Origin of the sequence: Nocardia brasiliensis IFM 10847, assembly GCF_000710915.1 — a bacterium.
GTDB lineage: Bacteria > Actinomycetota > Actinomycetes > Mycobacteriales > Mycobacteriaceae > Nocardia > Nocardia brasiliensis_A.
Genome location: NZ_BAUA01000123.1, coordinates 1 through 7132, shown reverse-complemented (window position 1 = coordinate 7132; position 7132 = coordinate 1). Strand labels below are relative to the sequence as shown.

Annotated in this window: 5 protein-coding genes and 1 pseudogene; all 6 read left to right on the top strand. The window is 66.9% G+C overall.

The window, feature by feature from the left end; genetic code table 11:
- A pseudogene (locus tag NBRGI_RS26520) lies at positions 1–237 on the top strand (SCO2524 family protein); the annotation flags it as partial.
- Complete coding sequence (locus NBRGI_RS26515) at positions 185–1168, top strand: SCO2523 family variant P-loop protein (RefSeq protein ID WP_235211110.1); 984 nt, start codon at positions 185–187, stop codon at positions 1166–1168. The pseudogene NBRGI_RS26520 and the gene NBRGI_RS26515, both read left to right, overlap by 53 nt.
- Positions 1150–2199: an SCO2522 family protein gene (locus NBRGI_RS26510; protein ID WP_235211109.1), complete on the top strand. Its 1050-nt coding sequence runs from the start codon at positions 1150–1152 to the stop codon at positions 2197–2199. Before NBRGI_RS26515 ends, NBRGI_RS26510 begins: the two co-directional genes overlap by 19 nt.
- Before the next feature lies 1 nt (position 2200).
- Positions 2201–3187 (top strand): SCO2521 family protein, encoded by a 987-nt coding sequence (locus NBRGI_RS26505; protein ID WP_029899929.1) that lies wholly within the window; start codon positions 2201–2203, stop codon positions 3185–3187.
- Positions 3188–3328: 141 nt separating this feature from the next.
- Positions 3329–3697, top strand: coding sequence for a hypothetical protein (locus NBRGI_RS26500; protein ID WP_029899928.1), 369 nt, complete (start codon positions 3329–3331; stop codon positions 3695–3697).
- Positions 3690–7132, top strand: a 3443-nt coding sequence (locus NBRGI_RS44275; RefSeq protein WP_036560932.1) for a caspase, EACC1-associated type, incomplete at its 3' end; no start/stop codon positions are given. The genes NBRGI_RS26500 and NBRGI_RS44275, both read left to right, overlap by 8 nt.

Here is a 7132-nt window from a genome sequence, read left to right as displayed (position 1 = left end):
CGGGCGCTGGAATTGCTCGACGAAGCCGATCACCTGCTCAATCAGCGTTTCCTCGACCTCAGCGAAAAGGACAACACGCCGAATCGCCGGGCACTGGAGAACATCGAGAAAAACCTTTTGCGCGCAAGCGTTTTGATCGACGAGCGGCCCGCGACCGCGTTCAGCCTCTGCGATCAGGCGTTGCGTGAGCTGGACGCGCTGGAAGTGGCCAGCCTCGATGCCAGGAGAGGTGAGTAGCTTGAGCGATTCCATCCTGGTTTTCTCGACCTCGGACAAAGGCGGCACCGGACGCTCGGTGACCAGCTGTAATCTCGCCTATCGGCTGAGCGCGAAGGATTATCGAGTCGCCTATCTCGATTTCGATTTCGGCTCGCCCACCTCGGGCGCGCTGTTCGAAATCGAGAAGATGGATCGCGGCGTGGTCGAGGGAAACGGCCTGCACCAATATTTCACCGGCGCGGTGAATCCGCCGGTCCGCTACGATATCCGTTCGCAGACCAATCGCGAGAACCTGCGTGCCATAAGGCATCCGTACGAGCTCACGCTGTTCCCCGGCGATCGCGGGGGCGGCGAATTCGCGGCCACCGAGCCGGTGGTGAAGAAATGCATCGAATTGATGGTGATCTGTCAGCAAGAATTCGATGTGATATTCGTGGACCTCAGCGCGGGCCGGTCGGCGGCCCTGGAGATCGTGTTGCGCGCCACGGCAGCCGATCCGCTGCAGTCGGTCGAGTCGCGCTGGCTGGTTTTCCACCGCTGGACGCGCCAGCATATTCTGGCCGCGAACGGGCTGGTGCACGGCCCGAACGGCCTGTTGGAGACGGGTACGAATTGCGGGCACGACGCGGGCCGGCTGCTGGACTCGGTCCGTTACGTCCGCACCGCGGTGCCGGACACGAACGAGGGCGAAGGAGACAAGGACCGCGGGCCCCAGTGGGCTTGGTTACGTGAACAGAACAAGGCTCTGGAATATCTGGCGCAAAGAAATCAGCTCGGCGAGAGTGTCACGCTGGGCACCACTCCGGTGGAACCTATGCTCCAGTGGCGCGAGCAGCTGATCCTCGATTCCGACGTCGACCGCAATATCGCGAACAAAGGCACGGTCGAGGCTTTCGAGGAATTGGCCGATGGCCTCATGAACGTCGCGACGTGGGAGAGGCTCTACTGACGATGAACGGTGTCACCGTCTACAGCGAGGCGACCGAGCAGGTCCCGGTGGCCGGCGTGAATTTCGCGCACCTCTCCATCGAAACCGGGCATTTCTATATGAAGAGCCTGGTGAACGGCGAGGACAAGATCCGCGCCCATTTCCGGCAGGTGGCCCGGCTGGTCGATCTGTACACCATGGACGCCAAGGCGGAGTACGGCGAATCCGCCAGGGTGAGTACGTGTTTCCTGATCGACGACTACTTCGGCGCGAATACCAAACCGAGTGAGATCCTGCCCAAGGTGCTCGGTATCGCCGCGGACTGCGACCTGCGCATCGACTATCTCGCGCGCGAGGCGGGCTGCTGGGAAACACCGTTGTATGTCAACGGCCGCATGACCGGACAGCAGATCGAGCTGGCCGAGATGATCGCGTCCTGGGTCGTCGCCGAGCCGTTGAAGCAGACGACGGGGCGGCGCCCGCCGGATGTGGAATCCGGTTGGTTGTGCAACGGACGTCGCTCCTCCGACCACGATTCGGCGCAGGCGATGCAGGTGGCGGAATACCGCACGCCGGAGGAGTTCGCGTCCCGCGAGCACACCATCTTCCTGGACATCGAGCTGTGGAACACCCAGATCAACAAGGACGGGGAAGAGCACACCCGGTGGTCGTGCCCGTTCCTGGCCGCGGTCTGGCAGCTCCTGCGGCTGGGCATGGTGCGTTACGAGGGCAAAGCGGTGGTCGAACCGCAGCCGCACGACGGGCCGTGGCCGGAGCGCTGGTGGGAAATGCCCTCGGTGGTCAAATTGAACCCGCAGGCGGCGGCGTTCGAGGCCTACCGCGCGCTGTCCATTCTGCCGCGGGAGTACGTGAAGATCGAACACGCGGTGCAGACCATTCTGGACCATATCGTCATCGACCAGGAAGTCCTGGCGAAGGCGGTCAAACGCGCTGCGGGCGAACGGATCACGATCCCGCGCGAGATCACCGGTCGGTTGTCCCACATGTTCGTCGACGAGGTCGCCAAGCTCCCGCGCGCGGACGGAGCGTGAGATGAACGACGCCGTCGTGGCATCCGACGACCCGCCGCTGGTCGTGCTCGGCGAGATCCACACCTGTCTGCTGCCGTCCCGGAACGCACTGGACACGACCGCCGGGGTCGAGCTGCTGAGCGCGGTGCAACCCGGTATCGCGGTGAGCGCCCGGGCGCGGCCGATGCCCCTGGTGGTGTCGCCGAATCGATTCGAAGGCGTGGATTGTGACCTGATCCCGATGTCGGGCAAGCACATTCACGTGATCGGCACCGTCGCCTCGCGCACGGTGGTGATCGGCGGCCGGGTGTTACAGGGCTCGTCCCACACCAGGGTGATGCGGGCGCAGGACCGGCAACCGTGGTCGTACTACCTGAGCAGGCCGGGCACTGTCGACGCGGTGAGCGCGCTCGGCGCGCGACCGGCCTGCCGGATCGCGGACGGTCATCTGCACGCGCAGGACGCCGAGCAGCTCGACCTGACCTCGGTCAGCCAGCGCATGTCCACCTTCACCCGGGTCGACCCGCGACTCGACCAGAAGGTGCCTTTCCGCGCGGGCAGCACGCGACTGCGCTGGTCCGTCGAGGTGTCGCCGGAACCGGAGTACCGGCCCCACTTCGCGTTTCATCTGGCCGGCGACACGCTGCGCACCGTGCGACTCACCCTCGGTCCGCAGGATGCCGCTGTGGCACAACGCTTCTGCGAGGACCTCGCGATCCATGACTGGCTGCTCACCACCATCGGCCAGGTAGCCGACCGCGGCGCCAGGGCCGACCACGAGACCGAGATGGTGCTGGAGCAGCTCGTGCCCGTGCTGGAGCAGCTCGTGCCGCTCTGGATGCCGGGCGCGCACACCGCGCCGCAGTTGCGGCGGTTGTGGGAGGGGCTGGAAGCCGATCCCGGCTTCACCCGGCAGTGGACCGCGCGGGTGGGGCAGTTGCGCGACCGCATGACCACCGCGACTCTGCGCGCACTGCGCAATTCGAAGATCATCAGCCACGACTGGTGAGCACGCACGGGGTGAAACCACCGCCGCGCCGGGGACACTGTTGTTATCCCATAGGTGCAAGAGCGCAGCTCATTTGGCTTCCCACGCACTAGAATGACGGTGTGCCGTGGGATGCGGCAGTCGAAATGGGGAGGCATATCGATGGCCGACGTGTTGTTCATCGTCACCGTCGATCCGCGGGAGGAACAGCGGCTCGACCGGCTGGCCGAGGAGCTGGCCGAGGAGCTGCGCGAGATCTCGGGCGTGGCGGTCGAGCCGGTGACCAAGGCCGGCAGTTCCGGGACGAAATCCGGTACCGCGGTCGAGCTCGGTCAGTTGCTCGTGTCCGGGGGTGCGCTCAGCGCCGCGTCCTGGGCCGTTCGCGATATCGTCATCCGGTTTCTCGCGCGGAACCGGGCCGAATCCGTCACGGTCCGTAAGGGCAATCGTGGCGTCACGATCGTCCGGCCGACCGATGGGCAGGTCGACGGCGTCGTCGATCAGTTACGGAGTCTGTTAGGCGATGACTAGCCCCCGGGGCCGCCGGATCGCGCTGTTCGTCGCCAACGACACCTTTCATTCGACGTCGATCTCGCAGCTCTACGCACCGGTCTCGGACGCCCGCGAGCTGCGAAACCTGTTGCACGATCCCAGTATCGGCGCGTTCCAACCGGCGGAGATCCTGGTCAACGAGTCGAAGACCGAGATCGAGCGCAGCATCGAACGATTGTTCCGCACCGCGCGTTCGGAAGATCTCGTGCTGTTCTACTACTCCGGGCACGGCTTTCGCACGAGTCGCAATCTGTATCTGGCCGCCTGCAATACGGATCCGACGCTGCCGAGCAGTTCCGCGGTGTCGTCCTCGTTCATCAAGGAGCTGATCCGTGAGTCCAGCGCCGCGGCCAAGGTCATTCTCCTGGACTGCTGCTACAGCGGAGCCTTCCTCGGCAGCGATGTGATCAAGGCGGCCGGGGGCATCGATGACGGGGTCGGCCAGCACCTCGTCGCGGGCGACGGCATCTGCGTGATGACCGCCTGCACCGGCGTGCAGATCGCCGAGGACGGAATCCGGCCCGCCACCGAGGATTCCGTGCCGCTGTCGATGTTTACCTCGGCCATCGTCAGCGGTATCACCACTGCGGGATCGGTGGGCAACGGCACCGGTCAGATCAGCACGCACGACCTGTGGACCTATGTCAGCGAGGAGGTGCGCCGCCGCACCGATCGCCAAACACCCAGTCACTACGGTTTTCTCAACGACGAGGTGTTCATCGCCCGCACTCGGCGCCGAACCCCCGGGGCCAGCGACAGCGGCGACCGGGTGCTGCTCGGCAGTCTGCTCGGCCGGTTGGAGCAGGTGGATGACGACGCCGGGTTGCGCGCGGAGAACTGGTGGGGCACTTCGCGATTGGCCGTGCCGATCGGTAGGCAGCGCCGTCCCGACGGCACGGCGGGCGATATCGTGCAGCTGGAGTTCGCCGGTGCGGACGACGGCCTGCTCGTCGTCGGCCGGGCGGGTTCGGGCAAGAGCACGCTGCTGCGCACCCTGGTCGCCGCGCTGGTGCTGACCCACTCGGCGGACGAAGCGCGGATCCATGTCCTGGAATCGAGTAATCGCCTGGGCTCCATGCGCGACCTGCCGCATGTCGCGGACGTGGTCGGTGACGACGAGCCCGAGCAGGTGGACGCGTTGTTACGGCGCATACTCGAGCAGATCGGCAGTCGAAAGCGGCTGTACCGCAAGCACACCATCGACTCCCCCGCCAATCTGCGGGTGGTTCGCGCCGCGCTGGCCGAGGGGCCGGTGCCCGACCTGTTCCTGATCCTGGACCGTTGGGACGATTTCGCGGAGTTGCCCCGGGTGCCGGAGATGGTGCGGCGGATCGCCGATGCCGGACCGGAGTTCGGCGTGCACGTGATCGCCACCGTCCGGGACTGGAACGACGTGCCGGACTGGATGGCCCGGCTGCTGACCGTGCAGATCGAACTACGCTTGCACCGGCCCGGCGATTCCCGGATCGACCCGGAGCGTGCGTTGCGCCTGCCCGAGGGGCCGGGGTGGGCCCTGCACCAGCAGCAGCCTTTCCGGATCGCAGTGCCCGATATTCGCGAGCCGCCGGCCGACCCCACGCTCGTCGACGATATGACCGATGGCGCAGCGGATCTGGTGGCCAGGCTGCGCGCCCGGCACAGCGCGCCCGGTGCCGGGGCCGGGCAGACCAGCGCCGATGTCGACGTCGATTTCGCGGCGCTGCACGGCATCGAGGACGTGTCGATGCCCGATCTCACCCGCTGGTGGCAGGATCGGACGCCGCGCGAGGGGTTGCGGACTCCGATCGGCGCGACGCGACCCGGCGAGCCGGTGTTCATCGATCTCGAGCACGTCGGCGACGGCGGCATGGGACCGCATGGGCTGGTGGTCGGTGCGACCGGCGCGGGCAAGTCCGAACTGCTGCGCACCATCGTGCTCGGGCTGGCGCTGCACCACCCCCCGAGCCGGGTGAACTTCCTGCTCGTAGATTTCAAGGGCGGCGCGACCTTCCAGCCGCTGAGCTGCCTGCCGCACTTGGCCGGTCATGTCCGCGATGTAGAACAGGACCTCTACCTGCGGGAACGGCTGCAGCAGGTGCTCGCGGGCGAGATCGAGCGACGCCAGCAGTTGCTGCAGGACGCCGGGCCGTACGCCACGATCGGCGAATACGAGCAGGCCCGCGCCACCGGCAAGGCGCTGCCGCCGCTGCCCGAACTCGTCATCGTGATCGAGGAGTTCGTGGAATTGCTCTCCGGGACTTCGACCTTCGTCGACGTGCTGGTACGGATCGGCAGGCTGGGTCGTTCGCTCGGCATGCATCTGCTGCTCGGCACACAACGCCCGGACGAGTGGCGGTTGCGCGCGCTGGACAGCTATCTGTCGTATCGCATTGCGCTGCGCACCTTTTCACCCACCGAGTCGCGACTGGTGCTCGGCACCACCGATGCCTATCACCTGCCCCGGATACCCGGGTACGGCTACCTGCGGATCGGTGCGGGCACCGTCACCCGTTTCCGGGCCGCGTACGCATCCGGCCCGGGCCCGGCGAGCGCGGGCAGCGGCGGCGTCGACCGGCCGGTGGCGGAATCGCTGGCCGTCGCCCTCGGCCGCGACGGCGCGGTGGCGCACCAGATCTGGCCCGAGCCGCTGAGCGATTCGACGACGGTGGGCATGCTGTTGCGGCAGTGGAATACCACCCTGTCCGCTGATCTGTCCGGCGCGCTGCGGCTGCCGATCGGGATCGTCGATGTACCGCGTAAACACCGCCGGGACGTGCTGGTCGCCGACCTGTCCAGTAGTTCGGGCCAGATGGCGATCGTCGGCGGACCGCGCTCGGGCAAGTCGACGGCGCTGCGGACCCTCATCGTGGCCGCCGCGGCCACGCACACTCCGGAGCAGGTGCAGTTCTACTGCTTGGATCTGGGCGGCGTGCTGGCCGGGCTCGCCGATATCCCGCACGTGGGATCGGTTGCCGGACGCCGTGATTCGGATCGCGTACGGCGCACCGTCGCCGAGGTCGCGGCGCTGGTGGGGCGCAGAGAACAGCGGTTCCGCGAGCTCGGGCTCACTTCGATGCACGAATTCCGTTCGCACAAAGCGCGCTTGGCCGAGTTGCCGCCGGGCAAGCGCGCCGCGGATCCGCTGTCCGCCGACGAGTACGGCGATGTCTTCCTGATCGTCGACGGACTCGATGTACTGCAGCAGGACTACCCCGCCCTGGAGCAGACGCTGGTCACCGTGGCGACGCAGGGGCCGCCCTGCGGTATCCACCTCGTGGTCACGCTGCCGCCGTGGACCCGTTCCCGGCTCGCCGTGCCGGAAACGATCGGCACCCTGATCGAGCTGCGGCTCGGTGATCCCGCCGACTCCCAGCTGGATCGGCAGGCCGCGGGCACGGTACCGCCCGATCACCCCGGCCGCGGGCTCTCCCCGGA

Coding starts and splice junctions, on each gene's coding strand:
- NBRGI_RS26505 (WP_029899929.1), top strand. CDS start 2,201: ATGAACGACGCCGTCGTGGCATCCGACGACCCGCCGCTGGTCGTGCTC.
- NBRGI_RS26500 (WP_029899928.1), top strand. CDS start 3,329: ATGGCCGACGTGTTGTTCATCGTCACCGTCGATCCGCGGGAGGAACAG.